Genomic DNA, 20,144 nt, shown 5'->3' with positions numbered 1-20,144 from the left:
CTATGAGCGGAGCGTAGCTGCGGCAACAGTCAGGACTCATCTTTGTTTTCGACCACACATAGCGGATTGATGGAATAGTGGGCCTTATGAGCCCGTCTGGTTTAGCGCTGGCGACATGGGGCCGGCAAGGGTGGACGCGCCCCACGCTCGTCGTGGCCGGATGCTTGCTCGGCTTCTTCTTGTTGGGGGCCCTTTCGCTCATCACGAGGCCTGCCGCCGCTGCATCTGTGGCCTGGTGGCCGGCGGCCGGCGTCGCACTCGGGCTGGTGACGCGTGTAAGTATCCGTTACGTCTGGATGCTCGCCCTCGCTGTTTCGGCGTTGACGCTCCCGCTGGCGCTATGGATCGGCAGCTCTTTGCCACACGCGATTGCTGTGTCTCTGTGCGTGGGCGTCGAACTGGCCGTGGGCGCGTTCGTCATGCGCGGGAGAAAAGACGTGCTGCCGCAGCTTGCAATTCCACGCGACATCGGGCGTCTCGTTCTTGCGGTGTTACTTTCGGCGGGCGTCCTCGACATTCTCATCAGCCTGGCAGACCTGATTTTCACGACTCCAGAGCAGGCATTCGAGAGGTTTACGACGGTCTTCTCCCGCCACGCCGCCGGAATGCTGGTGGTTGCGCCGCTGTTCATGAAGATGCCTCGGCGACGCTCACGCGCGAACAGCGCGGAAGTAGTAGTGCAGTTCATTCTCGCTGTTGCACTGAGCGTCTATGTCTTCGTTGCCAACTCGGCGTTACCGCTCGCATTCCTGCCATTCGTTCCGCTCGTGTGGGCAGCGATGAGGATGTCGACGCGTCTGCTGCTCGTTGAAACGCTAGTCATAAGCGTGGTTGCGACCTTCGGTAGTTCAATCGGACGGGGCCCCTTCTCGTTTGAGCGCCTCGATAGCGTCGAAGGTGCAGTCGTACTCCAAGTGTTCCAACTCTCGATGGTCGTGGTGTTCCTACTGCTCTCTCTCTTGATCGGACGTGAGGCCGACACTCGCGCAGCGCTTGCGGAGAGTGAAGAACTTTTTCGGCGAAATTTCGATACGTCTGTCGCCGGCATGCTGATCGTGAAGCGCAATAACGGCATCTGGCCGGTTGTCCAGTCCAACGAATCAGCTCGCGCCATGCTGCCGTCCCTCCATCGCGGTGACGCGGACGTCGTCTCAATTTGGGGACCTGCGGCGCAGGTGGCAATCGCTAGCGCCGCGCAGCGCCTTCTAAATGGGAACGCTCGATTGGCAGTAGAAGCCGAGAGTGGACGCAGCTTTGACGTCAGTCTGTCAACGCTAGGAGCACGCGCGCAGGACGATACCTTCGCGCTTCAGTTCTTCGACGTCACTGAGGCAAAAAGCGCTCGCCTGCTCCAACAGCAGGAGCTGGATCGAGCAGGCGAAGTTCAACGGGCGCTCTCGCCCGGGCGGCTGCCGCCAATACCCGGGTGGGGATTTGCTGCCCTTTCTGTTCCCGCGAAAGAAGTTGGGGGCGACTTCTACGACGTCCGAATTTCTTGGCCGCGTGCTGTGCTCGCGCTTGGCGATGTCATGGGTAAAGGCGTCGGCGCGGGGATGCTCGCGGCGGCTACGAGAGCGACGCTACGTTCGGTGGACGTTTCAGAATCCCCGCAAGACACGATGAGTCGAAGCGCGAACCTGCTGGATTGGGATCTGCGTCGCACGGGCGCATTCGTCACTATGGCTTGCGCCGTCATCGATCTGACGACCGGCGAGGCGCGCCTCGTCGATGCCGGCCACGGTCTGTCGTTCATCGTGCGGGGTGACGGCGAACGTGTTGACCGAATCATCTCGGAGGACCTGCCGCTTGGTCTCGACTCACGGTGGACTGAGGCGCGGCGTCAGCTTCGCCCCGCAGATTCACTTTTGATTCTCAGTGACGGCATTCTTGACCGATGGGGAGGCGACATCGATGGGTTCGAGGAAACAGTTTCTGCCTGCGCAAAGAAGTCGGGTGGCAACCCCCAGACTCTCGTTGACTTGCTCGGTGCCGGTGGCGAAGAGGTGTCGAACATCGATGACGTAACTGCTGTTGTCTTCCGAAGAGTCTCCGACGCGGATAGTCAATGAATCGCAACGACAACCTCAAGCCAAGCGACGCGCCGCGGCTCTGGCTCTTACGCGTCGTCATCGTCGGCGCGGTGATCCTGGGGATCAATTACGTCAGCTGGCGATGGCTGTATTCGGTGAATTGGCAAAACTGGTGGATAGGAGTACCTCTTGTCCTCGCCGAAACATACAGTGTTGTCGACCTCTTCCTGTTCGGTTTTACGATGTGGCGTTCCCGTCGGCGTGGCGCCGCGCCACCGCCTCTTGACGACGTCACAGTAGATGTTTTCATCGCCACGTACAACGAGCCAATCGACCTTGTAATGAAGACAGCGCGTGCTGCGCAAAAGATCACCTATCCCCACAAGACATGGATACTCGACGACGGCGCGCGAAGTGAACTGCGGATGGAAGCTGAAAACCTTGGCGTGGGATACATCACTCGCGGCAAAGAATGGAACGGTAAGCCCCGCCACGCGAAAGCTGGCAACCTCAACAACGCCTTGATGCAGACCGACGGCGAGTTCATTCTCGTGCTGGATGCCGATATGATCCCGCGCCCTGGCATTCTCGACAGCACTCTCGGATACTTTCGTGACGAGAAAGTCGCTCTGGTTCAGACTCCGCAGATTTTTATGAATGTCCCACAGGGCGATCCGCTTGGCAGTCAAGCGCCGCTGTTCTATGGCCCAATCCAGGAGGGTAAAGACGGGTGGAACGCGGCTTTCTTCTGCGGGTCGAACGCTGTTCTTCGTCGGGAGCCGCTGATGCAGCTCGGAATCCTCGGCTACGTCAGCGCCACGGAGGATGCGGTGCTCACGGCGCTAGGTCGTGCGGCATCGATACTTCAGCGGGAGCGACGTAGACCCAGTTCTCCCGAGGTAGCTGTCGTTCTCGCAGAGACGGCCGGTGCAATCCGAACTGCGCGCCGGCAGCTGGCGAGGGGAGAGTCGTACGGCGAAGTCACCTACACACTCCACCAGAGGGTGGCTACGGCCGCCCGCCTTGTCGTGGCGAATGACATGGCGAAGATGACCGAAGATCTTGCATCTCTTGGATTGAGCGCGGATGACCTGGCTGTTTTTTCGGGCGGGCGCGACGACGCAGTCACACGACTTTCCAGTGGTGAACTTTCGCCACTGAATGCTCTGGAATCGGTACAAAGTACGCTTCGCGACATCGACGTCAACCGGCCCGGCGAGGCCCAGGTGATTCTTCCGCTTGCGACGAACTCAGTCACGGAGGACATGTCAACGTCGATGCGGTTGCACGCGCTCGGTTGGGAGAGCGTATTCCACAATGAGCTTTTGGCCGACGGACTTGCTCCGGAGGATCTGGGCACGATGCTGACTCAGCGTCTTCGCTGGGCGCAAGGAACAATGCAGGTTTTTCTTGCTGAGAATCCACTCTTCAGAAAAGGGCTTACGGTATCGCAGCGATTGATGTACTTCTCGACGATGTGGAGCTACATCTCGGGGTTCACCTCGGTGATCTATCTGGCTGCTCCGGTGATATTTCTCACCGCTGGCATACTGCCGGTGCAGAGCTTCGCCGCAGAGTTCTTCTGGCACTTCCTTCCCTTCCTCGCCGCGAACCAGCTGCTCTTTCTCGTCGCCTCGCACGGTCTGCCCACCTGGCGCGGGCAGCAGTACACACTTGCCCTTTTTCCGCTGTGGATTCAGGCGTGCGTGAGCGCGGCAGCAAACGTTACCTTCGGTCGAGCACTTGGATTTGCGGTCACCCCAAAGGACGGGAAGATAGCGCATGGGTTGCAGCTGCGGCGCATCCGGATACAGATCATCACCGTCGTAGTCCTTTTGATAGCTATTGTGATTGGTATCTTCCGGCTAGTGATCCTCGGGGATGAACCGGTTGGCACCATAGTGAATGTGGTGTGGGTGATATACGACTTCCTCGCATTCAGCGTTTTGATCGGCGCAGTTCGATATCGGGGATATCAGGAGCACAAGGAGAGAAAATGACCGCGTTTCACACTGATGACCACGGCGCTGACGTCGCTATCATCCGCGGCACAGGCCGATTGAACATGGTAACGGCGCCGGAACTACGCGAAGCGGTATCCGCTGCGGTAGGGCGCGGTCGCGCGAAGGTTGTGGTCGAGCTCTCGCAGATCACCTTTATGGACTCTTCCGGGCTCGGCGCGCTGATTGGCGCACTCAAAACTTCTCGAGAAGCGGGGGGCGACCTTCGGATCGCTGAGCCCGCCGAGCAAGTAATGATGGTGCTTCGGCTTTCCAATGTCGACAAGATCCTCAAGCCTTATGAACACGCTGAGACCGCCTTCTCCGGCTGAGTACAGCGCCGATATTCGCTGCCCACCCGACAGCGTTGAAGATGCGCACGACTTCATCCAGACTGTCTGGGAGCACCACGGCGACGTCGTTGCCACGGATCGAATGGCGATGGAGCTCGTGTTGAGCGAACTCGTCAGCAATATCATCCAGAACAATCCGAGAAGAGCTGTTCTCTGCCACGTGTCAGTGACAGTGGGTATCTCTGAGCTACTTCTTCGAACGAGCGACACGGGTGTCCCGGTGAGCACTAAGACCGGTTCGGGAACGATGCCGGACGAAACCGCCGAAAGCGGTCGGGGATTGGTGCTCATCGATATGGTGGCGCGGTCGATGGACTATCGCCGCGAGAGCGGCCGCAATGTGTGGATTGCGGTCGTTGATCGAACGTCTCAAGGCTCGTGAGCGCGACTCGAGACCGAAGCGCAGCCAGCTACAGCGCATCCACTATCGCTGTGCGTCGCTGCGGGCGCGTGACTGATGCCGCATCGAACACGCGCGTGAGCCGTTGCGGGCGATACGCAGGCCAGCCAGGATCGCCACCAGTGATGAACGCGACCCAGGAGCGATGCATTTCATTCGCAAGAAGCTGTGGGGCGTTCTCGCCAACTAGCGATATGGAGTCCGAGGCATCAAGGGTGTCAAAGATGAAACCGATTTCTAGCGCATGTGCTGCGCCGAGCCCGCGGACGGGGCTTTGCCACGCGAATTCGTACATGAACGTGGACGATGATTTGACGCCAGCAACCGTTGTGGCAGGCCCACGCAGAACTTTGTCGGTGAGAAGTTGCCCAAGCACCTCACCATGCGAAGAACCGACCCACGCAGACTTTGCAGCGGCCGCCGCTTTGTAGGGAATCTTGAGTGCAAGACGCGCGGCAGACGCTTTGAACGCTCCAATATCGGCAATGGCCTCGGGCGTGAGCCACAGGCGATATTCGTCGGTATTGGTGCCGATGAGCAGCGGAGTATCTATGTGCGGCAGAACAGTGTGAGGGGACAGCGGTAACGTGTCGGGATCAGTAGTCAGGGCAAATCCGGCCGTGCCGCTCAATAGCGTTCCACCCCGCGTGATCTCGATTCGAGCCTGGACGAGTTCTTCCGCCGACACCGCGAGGAAAGCTTCGCGCGTGGCTGGGATTCCGAGTTTTTTCGCCAGCGCCGTTGTCGCGCGCGCAGCCTTCTTGGTCGTCGAGACCTCGAGCGGGCCTGATTCGATGATGGCGCGAGCGACGAGTGATCGAGTAGAGCGGCGCGCTAAGAGCGCTGCAACAAGGGTTCCCCCGGCGGACTCTCCCATGAGCGTGATTCGCGAGGGGTCCCCACCGAACGCTGCGATTTCTCTTCGCACCCACGTGAGTGCGGCCCCCGCGTCCAACAGTCCGATATTCCGGGGAGCTCCTTCGAGTACGGAGAAGCCTTCAGCGCCGAGACGATAGTTTATTGAGACGAAGACAACGCCGTCTCGGGCAAAAGCTGTGCCGTCGTAGCTGGGCAGCGCTGCTGCGCCGCGTTCGAGTGCTCCGCCATGAATCCACACCACGACGGGGGCACTCTTCGCGTTAACCGGCGCCCAGACATTTAGAGTCAGTACATCGTCTCCGGGAATCGAAACGCTCGCGAGGAGCGTCGCGAGGGCTCCCTGATATGCGCTCTGTGAGGCGGTGGGGCCGAATTCTGTCGCTTCCCGCACGCCCTGCCATGGCTTGCGTGCGACGGGAGCCGCGAATCTTCGCTCACCGACAGGCGGTTCGGCGTAGGGAATGCCCAAATACCGTGCGATTGCGCCCTCGGTGACCCCGCGGATCGTGCCCGTTGAGATGGTGACGTCAGCGGTCTGATGATTCATGATGATTAACCTTCCGCCGCTCACAGAACGTGAGGTGAGAACCGAAACATCAGCCGGGATGTGAGCTCTGGTATTTACGTTATGCGTAACGTTATTCTGATTTCGTGTCGTTTGACAAGCTTCAAAAAGCGCCTCGAGGTCGTCCTCGTTCGGTGTCACGTTCCGAAATTGTCGCTGCAGCTTCGCGCCTGGCGCGTGACGGCGGTTTGAGTTCGGTCACTTTGCGCGCCGTGGGGGAGGCGCTCGGCGTGTCATCGATGACGATTCACCGGACGGTCGGTGGCAGCGAATCCTTGCGCTCGTCCCTGGTGAGCGAATGGGTAGGTCTTGCCCTTGCTGACACTCAGTGGCCGGAAGACGACTGGCGCGCGCTCGTGGAGGTGTTCGCACTGAGACTTCGTGACCTGCTTTTCGAGCACCCATTCGTGCTCGAGGCGCATCGGCAGTCCGCTCTCGATGGACCAGGCGCCGAAGCGCTCGTGAGAAACATCGTGGCCTCTCTTGAGGCCGCCGGTCTCACCGAGGAACAAGCAGTGTGGGGATACGCAGCGGTCCACGATTTCGTGACGGGCTATGTCGCCGTCGCGCTGGGGCGCGCAGCTGCCGCATCGCCGCGCTCGGCCGAGCCGCGCGGGACGGCCGCGCTCTTTAATGAATATCGCGGTAGTTCGGCGAGATTCGGTGGCGGCATCACCGTGCTGACCGAAGGTCTCGCAGCACTGATGAAGAGCAATCAGCATCAATAGCATCACCCGATTTTCAGCGTGAGGTCGAAGACATCCCGCGCTGTGAATTCCGCTGGCGTGGCGTGGCGTGGCGAGTCCGCCGTGGAATGGCGGACAACATCGAGCACGATGAGTGCGTGCCAGCCGCTGAGGTCCCGGAACATTGGGTATTTCTCCAATGACTGAAGAGCGGCTCTCTCAGCGATTTCCGCCGGAAGAGGCCGATCCAGCACTCGGTGTCGTCGACGTGTCGACGAGCGCGGTGAGTGAAACCGAATAGCCGGATGTCGTGTCGCCCGTGACTGTCGCAAGTTGAAGCGCACCGCCATCGTCGCTGAAGACGTTGTCGCTGGTCAGGGAGACTTGCGAGAGGTTCGTGGATGAGCCGGAGTAGTCGGCGAGCGCGTAGACACTGTCGCACGCGTTCTCGGGAAGCGCGATCTGCGAGGTCGCGATCGCATTCGAGGAGTCAGCGATGTCACTCACAGCGGGGTATACCTCGAAGTGAATATGGGGCCACCGACCCGAGTAACACGCGGGGAAAATGGATGTGAAGGTGACGGTGCCATGTGAGTCCGCGACCTGCACGCCGCGCAAGTACGTCTCGCCCTCGATACCGCTGGAGTACATCGAATACCGGCCTTGCGCATCGCAGTGCCAGACGTATACCGCCACGTTTTCGAACGGCGCGTTGTTGTTCGCCGCGTCGAGAATCGTCAGGCTCAACGCCATGGTCACGCCCGCAGCAGTTGCACCGGCGTCGATGCTCGAGCGGATGTCGCTGCGGATGATGCCCGAATCCGTCAGAACGTCGACACCATTCGAACCGTCACCGGGGTAGGGCCCCGCCGTCTCGTCGGGGATTTCTCCCGCCGGAACCGCGACGGATGCCGATGCGGCAGGGGTGGGGCTCTTCGTGGCGCTCGGAGTTTTCGTGGAGGTGGAACCGGCAGATGAGGCGGGAGCGCACGCAGCGAGGGTTGCCGCCCCCAAACCGATGCCGACCAAGCTCAGCACTCCACGCCGGCTGATCAGGGTTCGAATGTCGAAGCCCGCGCCTTGATCGACCACCTCATCCTCGACTCGAACAAGAGGTCGCCCCTCGTACTGCGGGCCGTCTGGAGTCTGCGTGGGCTCGGGGATGCGGGTCATACTCGTCTCCTGAAGTTTGTTTGCGATGACCCGAGCATGGCCCCCTCGACTTTCCGTGAGCTTTCTGTTCGCTATGCGTTACCTATGCGTCCGAAAGATCCGAGCATGTGCTGCGCATTTGGTGTTGTATCGCTGGTGCGATTGACTGAATGGACGCCGACCGCGCCGAGGGGGCCGCAATGAGACGAAACGCTGCTGCTCCACCTTTGCCACGGTTCTCTCCGGCGATCGCCCTTCTTCTCAGCGCCGTCATGCTCGCGGGCTGCACGGGGTCAGATGACGGCGAATTGCAATCCGCGATCGAGGATGTCACTGAAGATCCGATGTTCGCTGGGGGCGGGTGGGGCATTCTTGCCGTCGATATCGAGACTGGCGAAACGGTCTATGAGCTCAACTCCACAGTCCCGTTTGTTCCCGGATCGATCCAGAAGTCCTTCACAACTGCCGCCGCTCTCGATCTGCTCGGCGAGAATTCTGTCGTCACGACTCCGGTGTACGCAACCGGAAGTGTCGTTGAGGGCGCGCTGAAGGGGGATCTCGTATTGGCGGGAAGGGGTGACTTCAGCTTCGGATTGCGTGACCTCTCTGATGGCACGCTCGAAATCACATCATTCGACCACAATGAGGCGAACTCTGGACTGTTGCCTGTCGAACTCAACTCGGGCGATCCTCTGAGCGCATTGCGCTCACTCGCTGGCGATCTTCGCGACTCTGGAGTGACATCCGTGTCGGGGAACGTCTACGTCGATAATCAGTATTTCAACACGATGAACGAGTGGCCCGACGACCGAATCGACTCGATTTGGTTGAACGAGAACGTGGTAGATCTCGAATTCACTCCCCGCACCGTGGGCGACACCCCCACCATGCGCGTCGTCCCCGACCTCGACGTGCTCCGAGTGATCAATAACGTGGAGGTGATCGAAGGAGATCAGGTCGATATCGATGTATCGATGGTGGATATGACAGTCACCGCGAGTGGAACGATCGGCATAGATTCTGACGTTTCCGTGCGAAACACCAGAGTTTCAGATCCGGTCGCTTTCACAGCAGCTGCGTTCGTTGAGGTTTTGGAGGACGAAGGAATCACAGTTCTCGGCGACAGCGGCGAATACCCTGCGGGACGAGAAACCTCCTCTGCGGGCGAACCTCTCGCCGAGTGGACATCGGCCCCGCTGAGCGAGTTTGCTCGCGTCGTCCAAAAAATCAGCTACAACCGTGGCGCCGATCTCCTTGCCTGTCTCATCGCAGTATCCGAGGGGAGCCGTGACTGCGTCGATGGCGTGACCGCGGTGCTCAGCGTGGCAGGCGATGTGGGCAGCTCAGAAGCAGCCATCAAGCTGTTCGATCCGGCGGGCAGCATCGATGAGAATCGCACGAGCGCCCAAGCACATGTCGACTTTCTCATCGGAGCTCTGGATAAGACATGGGGTGACACGTTTGTCGATCTTCAGCCGATCTCCGGCGTCGACGGCTCGTTGACCTCCCTCGGAGAAGGCACCGACGCGGTCGGCAAGATTCACGCCAAGACAGGAACCCGTATTCTCGGATACCCGACAACACAGCAGCTTCTTTATCTGGCGCGCGCGTACTCCGGTTACATCACCACAGTCGACGATCGTGAGCTCGCGTTCACGGTCATCTTCAATTCGACGACCGTCGATGACATTCCCGGTGTCTTCGCCATCAACGATCGAGTGGCAGATATCGTACTCGCGCTCCAAGAACACGGATAGCGTGGAGAGCGGTTGCAACGACAGCACCCGCCGAAAGGACATCTCATGCAGCAACGCGCTCTTGCATCGACCGGCCGCCTGATCTCCGCAGTGGGCCTCGGTACATGGCAACTAGGAGCCGACTGGGGTTCGGTAGACGAAGCGGATGCCACAGCTGTTCTTGCCGCTTCAGTTGACGCCGGCGTCACATTTTTCGACACGGCCGATGTATACGGAGATGGTCGATCGGAAGCCATCATCGGGCGCTTCCTCGCGAATCAGGGGCAGAAAGCCGTCACCGTCGCGACGAAGATGGGAAGACGTCAAGAACAGCTGCCCGAGAACTACACTCTCGACAACTTCCGGCAGTGGACGGAGCGATCCCGTCGAAACCTCGGTGTGGACACGCTCGACCTCGTGCAGCTGCACTGCCCGCCGAGCGCAGTCATCTCCGACGACGACACGTACGCCCTTCTTGACACGCTCGTCGAAGCAGGAGCCATCGCGGCGTACGGCGTCTCGGTCGAAACGTGCGATCAGGCCATGAATGCGATAGCTCATCCAGGGGTCACCAACGTCCAGATCATTGTCAACCCCTTCCGGTTGAAACCGCTCGACGAAGTGCTGCCAGCGGCTCTCGCAGCGGGCGTAGCGATTTTTGCACGTGTGCCGCTGGCATCCGGCCTGTTGTCGGGCAAGTACACATCGGGCACGAGCTTCGCGCCGAACGATCACCGCTCTTACAACAGGGACGGATCGGCGTTCGACAAGGGAGAGACGTTCTCGGGGGTCGACTACGAGACCGGGCTCGCCGCGGCATCCGAACTCGCGGGAGCGCTACCCGAAGGCGTGTCGCTGCCCGCAGCGACAATCGCGTGGATTGCATCGCAGCCAGGTGTCACGAGCGTGATTCCTGGCGCTCGCAACGAAAAGCAAGCTCGCAGCAACGCGGAGGCAGTCTCCCTTATCGCGAGCACTGACGTTGACCTCTCTCGGTTCGATGCTGCCGTTCACGCCGTCTACGACGCACGACTGCGGGCTCAGATTCATCCACAGTGGTAGCCGCAACCAGAGGGCTCGTCTCTTGCGCGCTCGCCAATCGCCCCGGAACATAGATTCATGATGGCAACCGCAGTGCGCGCGCGAAATCGAAGAGTCATCACGTTGGTCCTTTCGATCGTCGTCGTGGCAGCTCTTGCGGGCGCCATTCTGCTTGCGGTTTTCTTTGGGGGAGCGCCGGTAGCAAGCACGGTTCCGACAGCCGGAGAATCGACGTCGAAACCAAGCCCTTCAACGCCGAGCCCCACTACGACACCGACTGAGACAGGTTTTCCGGAGAATACCGAGATCTACGACATCTCATCGCTTCCCGTCGTTGACGTATTTTCGGTCAATCCAGCGCTTCCCCGAGATGACGATCCTTTTGGCGGATCGACGGGGCAAGTAGCGCAGCCAGGCGCCGCCGGTGCCCCGGTCTTTGCTGACCCTGGTGCGCCCCCGGTTGCTTTCTTGCCACAGACGCAAACCTTTGAAGGCACGGTTGTTCCGGTCGTCGAAGCTCAAGACCACTGGGTGAAAGTGCTTCTTGTGGGGCGAGCTGGTGTGCCGCCTGAGCAAAGTTCTGCACAGACATTCGGCTGGATACGCGCAGCGGATGTGACGCTCACGACGCTCGACTCGCATGTCGAAGTCAGCTTGAGTGCGCGAACCATCGACATCGTGGGCGGGGGCGGCAGCGAGCGCATCGCGACAGACTTCGGTTCCGGCACGCTGGATACTCCCACCCCGACGGGGCGAATGTTCATCATGATGACGCGCACCGTGCCTGATTTCGGCTACACGCGTGGCCACCCGCTGGTCTATCTCTCTGCGCAGTCTCCGACTCTCGCGGGGTTTTCTCATGCGAACGTCGCGATAACTGCTTTTCACTATCACGATGAACGGTCGGGAGAAATTTCAAACGGATGCCTGAGGCTCGCCCCTGAGGCGATCGACCGCCTTGCCGAGCTTCCGCCAGGGACGCTCGTCGTCGTCTCGGCATAGTCATTCCTCTCTGGCCTACGACATGAACACCGCAGTCTTCTTCGCCATCCTCGTCGGGTTCGCACTCATCAGCTGTGCGTTGGCGACTGTCGATGTGCGGACGCATCGGCTGCCAAATCGCATTGTTCTTCCGTCGTACCCGGTTCTTGTCTCGCTCCTACTGCTGAGTTGCGCGACCGGTACCCCCTGGAACGCCCTTTTTCGCGCGTTGATCTGCGGAGCGCTCCTGTTTGGCTTCTACGCGATTCTCAGAGCACTTCCGGGCGCAGGAATGGGCGGGGGCGACGTCAAACTCGCGGGAATCATCGGTCTTCTGCTGGGGTTCATCGGCTGGGTGCCTTTCGTCGTGGGCGGTGCGGCGGCATTCGTCCTCGGCGGACTCTTTACGGTGATGATGTTGGCGCTTCGGCGCGTGACACGCGAATCTCGTATCCCGTTCGGTCCCTTCATGCTGGGTGGAGCATGGTGTGGGATCGCTGTTGGCGTGGGGAGTTTCCTTCATGGATTGAGAGTCGTTTAAGAGCACTGCTCGAGTGTGTCAACCGCGCGAGACTCAGTGCGCCAGGCAGCTAACCTGGTCGGTATGACCGAATCCGGAGCGACAACCTCACCGAGTCAGCAGTCCTTCGTGGCCCGGGTGATCTCGTGGGCACTGGGGCGGAAGCCCGTACGAGCTTTTCTGCTCTACAGCGAGCATCGCGGGGTTCAACTCGCGGACTCAGTGACATATCGCGCATTGTTCAGCGTTTTTGCTGCCGTCCTCCTCGGGTTCTCGATTGCGGGGCTCTGGTTACAGGGGAACCCGCAAGCCTGGGACGCGCTGATATCAGCTGTGAACTCCGTCGTGCCAGGACTCGTAGGCAAAGACAAGTTGATCGACCCCGAAAATCTTCAATTCACGGCAGGACTCTCGATCGCGGGTGTCATATCCGTTGTCGCTCTTGTAGGTGCAGCTATTGGGGCGATCACGTCGCTACGAATCGCGTTCCGGCAGTTGGGCGACCGCATGCACGATGACGTCGCGTTCTATTGGGTTCTGTTGCGCAATTTGGCGTTGGCAGTAGGGATCGGAGCCGCGCTTCTGGCATCGGCCGTCGCGACAGTCCTTGGCACCGCCTCGATCAGCACGCTACTTAGTTTGATAGGAATTCAAGACGAGAATCCCGTGACCACCGTCGCGACCAAGGTCATTTCCCTCGTCGTGGTCTTTTTGCTCGACGCCGCCGTGATCGCGGTCCTCTTTCGCGTGCTTTCCGGGCTACGTCCATCCGTGCGTGCGCTTTGGCCGGGAGCGATCTTGGGCGGAATCGGTCTGCTCGCACTACAGGAACTGTCCGGGCTTTTCGTGCGTGGTGCGGGCTCTAATCCTCTCCTTGCATCATTTGCTTCACTCATTGCCCTGTTGCTGTGGATCAACCTGTCTTCCCAAGTGATCCTTATCGCAGCGTCGTACATCATCACCGGTGTCGAAGACGAGGCCGACCGCGCCTACTCGAGGCAACGAGCGAAGACGTTCGCCGAGCGACGAGTGAACCGCGCTCAGAAGGTCGTGATTCTTGCGACAGAGGAACTCCGCCAGGCGCGCGCGGCCGAGATTTCCGAGAGTCAGCGGGCGTAACGTGCCGCGAATGCGCTGAGAAGTGCCGCGGGGTGAGTCACGGGAGCGCGATTTACCCCAGCAAGAGTCATCTCGATCTCATCGACGCCGAAGTAGCCGTAAGACGCGTAGGCGTGGATACGCGTGGTAATTCCCGCCACATCAAGTTCGGGATGAAACTGAGTTGCATACACGTTCGTGCCGACACGAAACATTTGCACCGGGCAACTCGCTGACGACGCGAGGACTGTGGCGGTGTCCGGCAAACTTCGGATTGCCTCCTTGTGTCCTACGAACGCCGAGAAAACAGGTGGGAGCGCGGCGCACAGCGGATCGTGTTCGCCAGCCTCGCTCAGCACAACGTCAACGACGCTGATGGGTTCGGCGAAATGCCGGTCGATAACTGCGCCCTGTTGCGCTCCGAGTGTTCCGACGCCGTAGCACGCGCCCAGGAATGGGAAGTCGCGAGCAACGACCTCGTCGAGCAGGATGGCAATCTCCGACTCAACGCGACGCTGTACAGCTGACTTTTGGGCATCTGGATCAGATGAATTAAAAGGCCCGCCACCGAGAAAGATCCCCGAAATGGCATCCAGGTCGATCGCGGGCATGCGACCGGCTTCGAGCCGTACACGCTGCAATTCTGAAGAGGTCAATCCGCTATAACGCAGGAAAAGTTCGTATTCCTCGTCCGCGGGAACGTCTTCTGCGCGCGTCGCTAGCAGAACAAACGGCTTCATCCTTACAGCCTATGGCGCGGACTAGGCTGGATGCATGGCTATTGCGCGACTTTCTGGAGGCCCGCTCGACGGGCAGGTAATGCCCCTCGAGCCGGGCGTTGAAGATTCCCTTATCGTTCCTTACAGCGAGGGACAGGTCGTCTACCGGCGAGAGGGTGAACCGGTGAACACCGGTGACCATGACGGACCCACCGAGATTGCTTTTTCTTTCGTGGAATCGACCGAACCGATCGACCCGAACCCGGATGATCGAAACGATTGACGGTGCATGACGACGCACACGCGCAGCCGAAAAGGTCCTTCGAAGTAGAGAATACCTACGACGTCGAAGACTCCACACCGCTACCGGCGTGGAGCCTTCTTCCCGGTGTTGCGTCGGTCGGAGAACCGGAGGTGCGCGAGCTCGACGCACGGTACTTTGATACGGCCGACATGGAGCTCTCCCGTGCACGCGTCGCGATCAGGCGGCGAACGGGCGGACCGGACGAAGGCTGGCATATCAAGGCATCTGCCGCTGAGGGAAGACACGAATCGCACTGGCCGCTCGACGATCAGGATGCCGATTCAGCCGCTGTTCCTGCCGCAGTCGTCGCAGCCGCAGCAGAGTGGGCGAGCGGCGAGTTTCTCCCGCTCGCTCGAATCAGAAACCGGCGCACCGCGTATGCGCTGCGAGACGCAGAGGGCGCGCTCATCGCTGAGGTCGTCGATGATCGCGTATCTGCGCGCGCAGAGCGGACGGGTACGGAAACGTCATGGCGAGAGTGGGAAGTCGAGCTCGGTCCCGCCGCGCCAGAAGACAGCTCTGCTTTTTTTGCACGGGTCGATGATCTTGTTGCGAGCGTCGGAGGTCGGGCTGCGGCATCCGATTCAAAGCTTGGACGAGCTTTAGGTCGTTAGACCCGCGGCATCGCTTCACAAACACTGACGCCGCCCCCCGGCTTCGTTCGGGGGCGGCGTCAATGGTTTTTACGTCGGGTTCGACTCACATATTAATCATGTGACCCGCGAGCCCATGGAATGCTTCCTGGAGCGCTTCACTCAACGTGGGGTGCGTGTGCACATTGCGCGCGAGCTCAAGAGCCGTCAGGTCCCACTTCTGGGCGAGCGTGAGCTCGGGAAGAAGTTCAGAGACATCGGGCCCAATAAGGTGGCCACCGAGAAGCTCCAGGTGTTCGGCGTCAGCGATGAGCTTGACGAAGCCAACGGGCTCGCCGAGCCCATGCGCTTTTCCATTCGCCATGAAGGGGAACGTCGAGATTTTGAGTTCGCGGCCCGTCTCTCGTGCTTGCGCTTCGGTAAGTCCGAAGGACGCGACCTGAGGCGAACAGAATGTTGCACGCGGCATCATGCGGTAGTCACCGAGCGGCATCGTTTCGGCCTTGCCGATGGTCTCCGCTGCCACAACGCCCTGAGCTTCGGCCACGTGGGCGAGCTGGAGCTTCGCGGTGACGTCACCGATCGCGTAGATGTGGGGGACGTTCGTGCGCATGTAGTCGTCGATAGCGATGGCGCCACGCTCGGTGAGCTCAACGCCGGTCTTCTCAAGTCCAAAACCTTCAACGCGCGGAGCGAAGCCGATAGACATGAGCACCTTGTCAGCCTCGATTGTCGACTGCACGCCGTCTTTATTGCCGGAGTACGTGACAGTGACCTTGTCGCCGGAATCGACGACAGATTCTACCTTCGTCGACGTGAGAATGTTCACGCCGAGGTTGCGGTACTGCTTTTGGATTTCCTTCGAAACGTCGGCATCTTCGTTGGGAAGGGCACGATCGAGGAACTCGATGATCGTTACATCCACGCCGAAGTTCTTCATGACGTACGCGAATTCCATACCGATCGCGCCTGCGCCGACGATCACGATCGACCGAGGAAGATCACGCGTCATGATCTGTTCTTCGTAGGTCACGACGTTTTCGCTGAGGGTCACGCCGGGAAGCAATCGCACGGTCGACCCCGTGGCGAGGATCGCGTTGTCGAACGTCACGGTTTCTTTACCGCCGTCTGCCTTCGTTACCTCAACAGTATTGGCATCGAGGAAAGCGCCACGGCCGTTATATTCGGTGACCTTGTTCTTCTTCATCAAGAAGTGAACACCTTTGACACGACCTTCGGCGACGGTGCGGCTGCGATCGAACGCGACGCCGTAATCCATCGAGACTTCGCCAGAAATGCCGAAGAGCTTGGCTTTGTGCTGAAGTGTGTGGGCAAGCTCTGCGTTCTTGAGCAGCGCTTTGGAGGGGATGCAGCCCACGTTCAGGCAAACACCGCCCCAGTATTTCTCTTCGATGATGGCGGTGGACAGTCCGAGCTGTGCACTGCGCACGGCCGCGACGTATCCGCCGGGACCCGCGCCGAGAATGACGACGTCGTAGTGAGGCATGGTCTAAGCCTAGCGTTCGGTAGGACCGCCAGGTCGCCGCCGAGAGAGTACGACGACGACGGTGGCGCCGATGGCGAGAAGAAGGAGCACACCGACGATGATCCACGGCACGAGCGAGCTCGAGCCGGTCGCTGAATCGGCGGGCGTAGGCGAGACCGCTTCAGGCGCACCGGACTCTGGGGTCGCAGATTCAGCAGGAACTGTGGTTTCGGGTGTCGGCGTGACAGCACTAGGAGAATTCGTTGGGTCGGATGCGACCGTGAAGTGATACTCGCCCGAAATGGGGTGGCCGTCGCTTGAAACAACGCGCCACAGCACGGTGATATCTCCGCTGGCGCTTCCCGCAAGTGGCTGCCGCACTATCGCCCCGGTGACCTCGAGATCCCCGCCGGTCAAATCGGTGCCGGCGCTGTCGGTGACTTCGATTACCGTCGAATTGCCGTCGTTGATCAACTCACCGCTAAAGCTGAGAGTGAGCTCGGCCGGTAGGGCATCAAGCGTCGAATCAACCGCAGGATCTGTCGCGATGAGTTCATCGTGTGCGGAAGCCGGGGCCGCGATCAAAAAAACCGAAGCGAGTGCCAAGGCAACACCGGCAAAACCGGCACGGGCGCGGGAGGTAAACATCACGCGTACGACCCTACCCGCGTGATGGCGACGTTTCTGCGACGAAATTCGCTCTTGAGTGGACACGGCGGCCCTCGAATGCGTAGGTTCGAATGACCCCATCCGGTTGCACTACGTCACTGCCCTTTTTTGCGCTGAGCAAAAGACAGTGCCAAGGATGCCGGGGCGAATTTCATTAATTTCGCACAGAGATGTTCGGCTAGTCTGAACCGAGAGGAGGCGCGCGTGACAGATAACCTTCGGCCTGAGCCCGGGCCCGCATCGCAGAACAGCGACACGACAGAGACATTCGGTCACGAAGCCGATCTCTCGTTCGTTCCGTTCGGCGCCGATTTGAGCACCACCGAGATGGAAGCTATCGAGGCGCTGCCCAGTAACGCAGCGCTTTTGATCGTTCGCTCCGGTCCTACAGCGGGCGCGCGGTACCTGCTCGACACCGACGTGACCACGGTCGGACGACACCCTGACGCCGATATCTTCTTCGACGATGTAACTGTGTCTCGCAGACACGCGGAAATCACGCGTGCCGGATCGGTTTTTGAGATTGTCGATCAGCGTTCACTCAACGGCACTTACGTCGATGGTGAACGAGTGGACCGCGTCGCGCTCGCAAACGGCGATGAAGTACGAATCGGCAAATTCCGACTTACGCTTTTCGTTTCTCCGGCTGATCTTCCCCGCACAACGGAAGGCTGATGGCGGCCGCATCCGCCCACGGCCGCGCTGCGTCCGGGGGAGTGCTGAGCATCGGTCAGGTGCTAGCGCGCCTGAGTCCGGAATTCCCAGGCTTATCGGCGAGTAAACTGCGGTTTCTCGAAGAGCAGGGAATCGTCACGCCTCAGCGGACCGAATCGGGATACCGCAAGTTCTCCGCCCGCGACGTCGATAGGTTGCGCCTCGCGCTCACGCTGCAACGAGACCATTTTCGTCCGCTAGCGATGATTCGGGACTATCTGGAGCAGCTCGACGCTGGTCGAACGCCAGCACTTCCTGCTGCAGCGCCGCCCTCTATCGCGCCCGTGGTTCGTCGCTACCGCCGAGACGAATTGCTTTCGGCATCTGGGGCTGCGCCTCAACTCTTCAACGAAGCAATCAGCATGGGTTTGCTCACGGGAGCCGAGAACTACACAGAGCAAGACGTCGCTCTTTTGCGCTCGCTCGTCGCGTTGGAACGCCACGGAATCGAGCCGCGGCACCTTCGTGGGCTTCGCCAGAGCGCGGAGCGCGACGTGTCATTGATCGAATCCGCGTTGACGCCGCTTCTTCGGCGTACCGACAGCTCGTCTCGTTCACGCGCGGCGGACGTGGCACCAGAACTCGCCCGCCGACTCGACGACGTTCGAAGCGCGATCGTGCGCTCCGGGGTCACTCGACTCACCTCGTAACGACGACACGCCAACTTCGTGTCACGGATGTCATTGCCGGAGGGCATTCCCTCCTCTAGCGTTGAGGGAAACCACAACGAGCGAAGGAGGGTCAGACCGTGACCGCTGATGACGTTACCGGCGAACATGGCTTCGTTTCTGACCTCCTTTTTACAGACGGTCTCCCGAGGATGGACGACGAGGTCGGCTATCGGGGCGCTGCGGCTGCCCGTGCGGCGGGGATCACCTATCGTCAGCTCGACTATTGGGCCCGCACGGAGCTCGTCGAGCCGACGGTACGAAGCGCCACCGGATCAGGCTCACAGCGCCTTTATGGCTTTCGCGACATCCTGGTCTTGAAGCTCGTAAAGCGCCTTCTCGATACCGGGATCTCTCTGCAGCAGATCCGCGCTGCCGTTGAGCAGCTTCGAGTCGCAGGTATTCGGGATCTCAGTGGTACCACGCTCATGAGTGACGGTGCATCCGTATATCTCTGCACATCGAACGACGAGGTCATCGACCTGGTCAGCCGTGGGCAGGGCGTTTTCGGTATAGCTGTTGGCAAGGTTTTGCGCGAAGTTGAATCAACTCTCGTGAACTTCGAGGCACAATTGCCTGACCCGGTAGACGAACTCGCTGCGCGTCGGGCGAAACGCACCGCCTGACTTTCTCTCTTGGCTTCGGTCTTAACAGCCAGTCACATCTAAAAGGGGCACTTTCCGAACAACGGAAAGTGCCCCTTTTAGATGTTGCGAGGTTCGGCTTAGGACTCAGGAAGCTCGATGCGACCTGTCCTGATGACTCGGTCTAGAAGAGCATCGAAGTCTGCGGCGAGCTCTTGAGCCGAGTCTCCAGGCCAGACGTGCAGCGGCTTCGCTGCGCCCTGTGCCTGCTGTAGCGAAGTGCGCTCAGGGAGCTGAGGTGCCAGTACAAGCGGACCGAACATGTCGCGAAGTTCCTTGATGCGGAATTGGTGCTCGATCGACTGTGGGCGCACACGGTTTACGACGATTCCGAGCGGCTGAAGTCGAGGAGAAAGGCCGCGACGAATCTCCTCGATTGCACGCAGCGCACGGTCGGCTGCCGCGACGGAGAACAGCCCGGGCTCTGTGATGACGATGACGCGGTCGCTCGCAGCCCACGCCGTACGGGTGAGCGCATTGAGAGACGGAGCGCAATCAATGAGGACGAGGTCGTAGTCTGCTTCGACCGTTGCAAGAGCCTCTTCCAGCTTCCACACGTCGCGAACGCTCGGATGCGGCCCGTCGAAGTTGATGGCAGACGGGCTGCCGATCATCACGTCGATTGTTCCGGGGTGTACCTTCGCCCATCCGCTGGAGGTGATGGCCTGCTTAACCACCTTCTCCTTCGGATTTGCGAGGACGTCGGCGACATTTAGTCGCCCAGCGACCTGGATATCCATCCCCGTAGAGACGTCGGACTGCGGGTCGAGGTCGACGACGAGCGTACGGACACCGCGGGCGAATGCCGCTGAAGCGAGTCCGAGAGTTACGGTCGTTTTGCCGACGCCTCCCTTGAGCGAACTGACGGAAAGGACGTGCACAATCGTCTACGTTACCGTCCCTTAA

Annotated in this window: 22 protein-coding genes; 15 read left to right on the top strand and 7 right to left on the bottom strand. The window is 60.1% G+C overall.

Annotated features, from left to right (window positions below):
- Nucleotides 1-86: 86 nt before the first annotated feature.
- The 4 genes from G6N83_RS01400 to G6N83_RS01385 are packed head-to-tail and all read left to right on the top strand — an operon-like array spanning nt 87 to nt 4,765.
- The gene (locus G6N83_RS01400) at nt 87-2,069 is read left to right on the top strand and encodes a SpoIIE family protein phosphatase (protein WP_165138584.1); all 1,983 of its coding nucleotides are present in this window, start codon (nt 87-89) and stop codon (nt 2,067-2,069) included.
- A complete protein-coding gene (locus G6N83_RS01395) occupies nt 2,066-4,030 on the top strand; it encodes a glycosyltransferase family 2 protein (RefSeq protein ID WP_165138582.1) in 1,965 nt (654 codons plus the stop codon). Before G6N83_RS01400 ends, G6N83_RS01395 begins: the two co-directional genes overlap by 4 nt.
- Complete coding sequence (locus G6N83_RS01390; RefSeq protein WP_165138580.1) at nt 4,027-4,362, top strand: STAS domain-containing protein; 336 nt, start codon at nt 4,027-4,029, stop codon at nt 4,360-4,362. The genes G6N83_RS01395 and G6N83_RS01390 overlap by 4 nt, the downstream gene beginning before the upstream one ends.
- Nucleotides 4,331-4,765, top strand: coding sequence for an ATP-binding protein (locus G6N83_RS01385; protein ID WP_165138578.1), 435 nt, complete (start codon nt 4,331-4,333; stop codon nt 4,763-4,765). Before G6N83_RS01390 ends, G6N83_RS01385 begins: the two co-directional genes overlap by 32 nt.
- Before the next feature lie 28 nt (nt 4,766-4,793).
- Here G6N83_RS01385 and G6N83_RS01380 read toward each other — a convergent pair whose 3' ends face one another.
- Nucleotides 4,794-6,209: a carboxylesterase/lipase family protein gene (locus tag G6N83_RS01380; RefSeq protein WP_165138576.1), complete on the bottom strand. Its 1,416-nt coding sequence runs from the start codon at nt 6,207-6,209 to the stop codon at nt 4,794-4,796.
- A 104-nt stretch (nt 6,210-6,313) separates the two neighbouring features.
- Here G6N83_RS01380 and G6N83_RS01375 point away from each other — a divergent pair, with 104 nt between their 5' ends.
- The gene (locus G6N83_RS01375) at nt 6,314-6,955 is read left to right on the top strand and encodes a TetR/AcrR family transcriptional regulator (RefSeq protein ID WP_165138574.1); all 642 of its coding nucleotides are present in this window, start codon (nt 6,314-6,316) and stop codon (nt 6,953-6,955) included.
- Nucleotides 6,956-6,957: 2 nt separating this feature from the next.
- Here the strand turns inward: G6N83_RS01375 and G6N83_RS01370 are convergent, their stop codons facing one another.
- The gene (locus G6N83_RS01370; protein ID WP_165138572.1) at nt 6,958-7,098 is read right to left on the bottom strand and encodes a hypothetical protein; all 141 of its coding nucleotides are present in this window, start codon (nt 7,096-7,098) and stop codon (nt 6,958-6,960) included.
- Nucleotides 7,099-7,132: 34 nt separating this feature from the next.
- A complete protein-coding gene (locus G6N83_RS01365) occupies nt 7,133-8,086 on the bottom strand; it encodes an intradiol ring-cleavage dioxygenase (RefSeq protein ID WP_165138570.1) in 954 nt (317 codons plus the stop codon).
- A gap of 179 nt (nt 8,087-8,265) precedes the next feature.
- Here G6N83_RS01365 and dacB point away from each other — a divergent pair, with 179 nt between their 5' ends.
- The 5 genes from dacB (at nt 8,266) to G6N83_RS01340 (ending at nt 13,462) form a co-directional block, all read left to right on the top strand.
- A complete protein-coding gene (gene dacB / locus G6N83_RS01360) occupies nt 8,266-9,822 on the top strand; it encodes a D-alanyl-D-alanine carboxypeptidase/D-alanyl-D-alanine endopeptidase (protein WP_165138568.1) in 1,557 nt (518 codons plus the stop codon).
- Between the two features lie 45 nt (nt 9,823-9,867).
- On the top strand, nt 9,868-10,863 hold the full coding sequence (locus G6N83_RS01355; protein ID WP_165138566.1) for an aldo/keto reductase: 996 nt from the start codon (nt 9,868-9,870) through the stop codon (nt 10,861-10,863).
- 57 nt (nt 10,864-10,920) lie between these two features.
- Nucleotides 10,921-11,844, top strand: a complete 924-nt coding sequence (locus tag G6N83_RS01350; RefSeq protein WP_165138564.1) for a L,D-transpeptidase — start codon at nt 10,921-10,923, stop codon at nt 11,842-11,844.
- 22 nt (nt 11,845-11,866) lie between these two features.
- The gene (locus tag G6N83_RS01345) at nt 11,867-12,364 is read left to right on the top strand and encodes a prepilin peptidase (RefSeq protein WP_165138562.1); all 498 of its coding nucleotides are present in this window, start codon (nt 11,867-11,869) and stop codon (nt 12,362-12,364) included.
- Between the two features lie 63 nt (nt 12,365-12,427).
- Entirely contained in the window at nt 12,428-13,462 is a 1,035-nt protein-coding gene (locus G6N83_RS01340) for a YihY/virulence factor BrkB family protein (protein WP_165138560.1), read from the top strand.
- Here G6N83_RS01340 and G6N83_RS01335 read toward each other — a convergent pair.
- Nucleotides 13,450-14,181, bottom strand: a complete 732-nt coding sequence (locus G6N83_RS01335; RefSeq protein ID WP_165138558.1) for a glutamine amidotransferase — start codon at nt 14,179-14,181, stop codon at nt 13,450-13,452. The two genes, G6N83_RS01340 and G6N83_RS01335, sit on opposite strands and share 13 nt — an antisense overlap.
- Before the next feature lie 34 nt (nt 14,182-14,215).
- On the opposite strand from G6N83_RS01335, the gene G6N83_RS01330 reads away from it, so the two are divergent.
- Nucleotides 14,216-14,443 (top strand): response regulator, encoded by a 228-nt coding sequence (locus tag G6N83_RS01330; RefSeq protein WP_165138556.1) that lies wholly within the window; start codon nt 14,216-14,218, stop codon nt 14,441-14,443.
- A 2-nt stretch (nt 14,444-14,445) separates the two neighbouring features.
- Nucleotides 14,446-15,078, top strand: a complete 633-nt coding sequence (locus G6N83_RS01325; protein ID WP_165138554.1) for a CYTH domain-containing protein — start codon at nt 14,446-14,448, stop codon at nt 15,076-15,078.
- A gap of 85 nt (nt 15,079-15,163) precedes the next feature.
- On the opposite strand, the gene lpdA is transcribed toward G6N83_RS01325, so the two are convergent.
- Nucleotides 15,164-16,564, bottom strand: coding sequence for a dihydrolipoyl dehydrogenase (lpdA, locus tag G6N83_RS01320; RefSeq protein ID WP_165138552.1), 1,401 nt, complete (start codon nt 16,562-16,564; stop codon nt 15,164-15,166).
- A gap of 9 nt (nt 16,565-16,573) precedes the next feature.
- Complete coding sequence (locus G6N83_RS01315; protein WP_241246354.1) at nt 16,574-17,191, bottom strand: copper resistance CopC family protein; 618 nt, start codon at nt 17,189-17,191, stop codon at nt 16,574-16,576.
- Between the two features lie 225 nt (nt 17,192-17,416).
- On the opposite strand from G6N83_RS01315, the gene G6N83_RS01310 reads away from it, so the two are divergent.
- The 3 genes from G6N83_RS01310 (at nt 17,417) to G6N83_RS01300 (ending at nt 19,220) form a co-directional block, all read left to right on the top strand.
- Nucleotides 17,417-17,887: an FHA domain-containing protein gene (locus G6N83_RS01310; protein WP_241246243.1), complete on the top strand. Its 471-nt coding sequence runs from the start codon at nt 17,417-17,419 to the stop codon at nt 17,885-17,887.
- Nucleotides 17,887-18,576: a transcriptional regulator FtsR gene (ftsR, locus tag G6N83_RS01305; RefSeq protein ID WP_165138548.1), complete on the top strand. Its 690-nt coding sequence runs from the start codon at nt 17,887-17,889 to the stop codon at nt 18,574-18,576. The genes G6N83_RS01310 and ftsR overlap by 1 nt, the downstream gene beginning before the upstream one ends.
- 98 nt (nt 18,577-18,674) lie before the next feature.
- A complete protein-coding gene (locus G6N83_RS01300) occupies nt 18,675-19,220 on the top strand; it encodes a MerR family transcriptional regulator (protein ID WP_165138546.1) in 546 nt (181 codons plus the stop codon).
- Nucleotides 19,221-19,318: 98 nt separating this feature from the next.
- Here G6N83_RS01300 and G6N83_RS01295 read toward each other — a convergent pair whose 3' ends face one another.
- Nucleotides 19,319-20,119 (bottom strand): ParA family protein, encoded by an 801-nt coding sequence (locus tag G6N83_RS01295; protein ID WP_165138544.1) that lies wholly within the window; start codon nt 20,117-20,119, stop codon nt 19,319-19,321.
- Between the last annotated feature and the right edge of the window lie 25 nt (nt 20,120-20,144).

Origin of the sequence: Microbacterium endophyticum (assembly GCF_011047135.1) — a bacterium.
Taxonomy (GTDB): Bacteria; Actinomycetota; Actinomycetes; order Actinomycetales; family Microbacteriaceae; genus Microbacterium; species Microbacterium endophyticum.
The sequence above is the reverse complement of the archived record's forward strand: the minus strand, read 5'-3'. Positions and strand labels throughout refer to the sequence as shown.

What these genes read in the sequence shown, in the direction of transcription:
- G6N83_RS01400 (WP_165138584.1), top strand. Translation starts at nt 87, where the DNA reads ATGAGCCCGTCTGGTTTAGCGCTGGCGACATGGGGCCGGCAAGGGTGG.
- G6N83_RS01395 (WP_165138582.1), top strand. Translation starts at nt 2,066, where the DNA reads ATGAATCGCAACGACAACCTCAAGCCAAGCGACGCGCCGCGGCTCTGG.
- G6N83_RS01390 (WP_165138580.1), top strand. Translation starts at nt 4,027, where the DNA reads ATGACCGCGTTTCACACTGATGACCACGGCGCTGACGTCGCTATCATC.
- G6N83_RS01385 (WP_165138578.1), top strand. Translation starts at nt 4,331, where the DNA reads ATGAACACGCTGAGACCGCCTTCTCCGGCTGAGTACAGCGCCGATATT.
- G6N83_RS01380 (WP_165138576.1), bottom strand. Translation starts at nt 6,209, where the DNA reads ATGAATCATCAGACCGCTGACGTCACCATCTCAACGGGCACGATCCGC.
- G6N83_RS01370 (WP_165138572.1), bottom strand. Translation starts at nt 7,098, where the DNA reads ATGTTCCGGGACCTCAGCGGCTGGCACGCACTCATCGTGCTCGATGTT.
- G6N83_RS01365 (WP_165138570.1), bottom strand. Translation starts at nt 8,086, where the DNA reads ATGACCCGCATCCCCGAGCCCACGCAGACTCCAGACGGCCCGCAGTAC.
- dacB (WP_165138568.1), top strand. Translation starts at nt 8,266, where the DNA reads ATGAGACGAAACGCTGCTGCTCCACCTTTGCCACGGTTCTCTCCGGCG.
- G6N83_RS01355 (WP_165138566.1), top strand. Translation starts at nt 9,868, where the DNA reads ATGCAGCAACGCGCTCTTGCATCGACCGGCCGCCTGATCTCCGCAGTG.
- G6N83_RS01350 (WP_165138564.1), top strand. Translation starts at nt 10,921, where the DNA reads ATGATGGCAACCGCAGTGCGCGCGCGAAATCGAAGAGTCATCACGTTG.
- G6N83_RS01345 (WP_165138562.1), top strand. Translation starts at nt 11,867, where the DNA reads ATGAACACCGCAGTCTTCTTCGCCATCCTCGTCGGGTTCGCACTCATC.
- G6N83_RS01340 (WP_165138560.1), top strand. Translation starts at nt 12,428, where the DNA reads ATGACCGAATCCGGAGCGACAACCTCACCGAGTCAGCAGTCCTTCGTG.
- G6N83_RS01335 (WP_165138558.1), bottom strand. Translation starts at nt 14,181, where the DNA reads ATGAAGCCGTTTGTTCTGCTAGCGACGCGCGCAGAAGACGTTCCCGCG.
- G6N83_RS01330 (WP_165138556.1), top strand. Translation starts at nt 14,216, where the DNA reads ATGGCTATTGCGCGACTTTCTGGAGGCCCGCTCGACGGGCAGGTAATG.
- lpdA (WP_165138552.1), bottom strand. Translation starts at nt 16,564, where the DNA reads ATGCCTCACTACGACGTCGTCATTCTCGGCGCGGGTCCCGGCGGATAC.
- G6N83_RS01315 (WP_241246354.1), bottom strand. Translation starts at nt 17,191, where the DNA reads ATGTTTACCTCCCGCGCCCGTGCCGGTTTTGCCGGTGTTGCCTTGGCA.
- ftsR (WP_165138548.1), top strand. Translation starts at nt 17,887, where the DNA reads ATGGCGGCCGCATCCGCCCACGGCCGCGCTGCGTCCGGGGGAGTGCTG.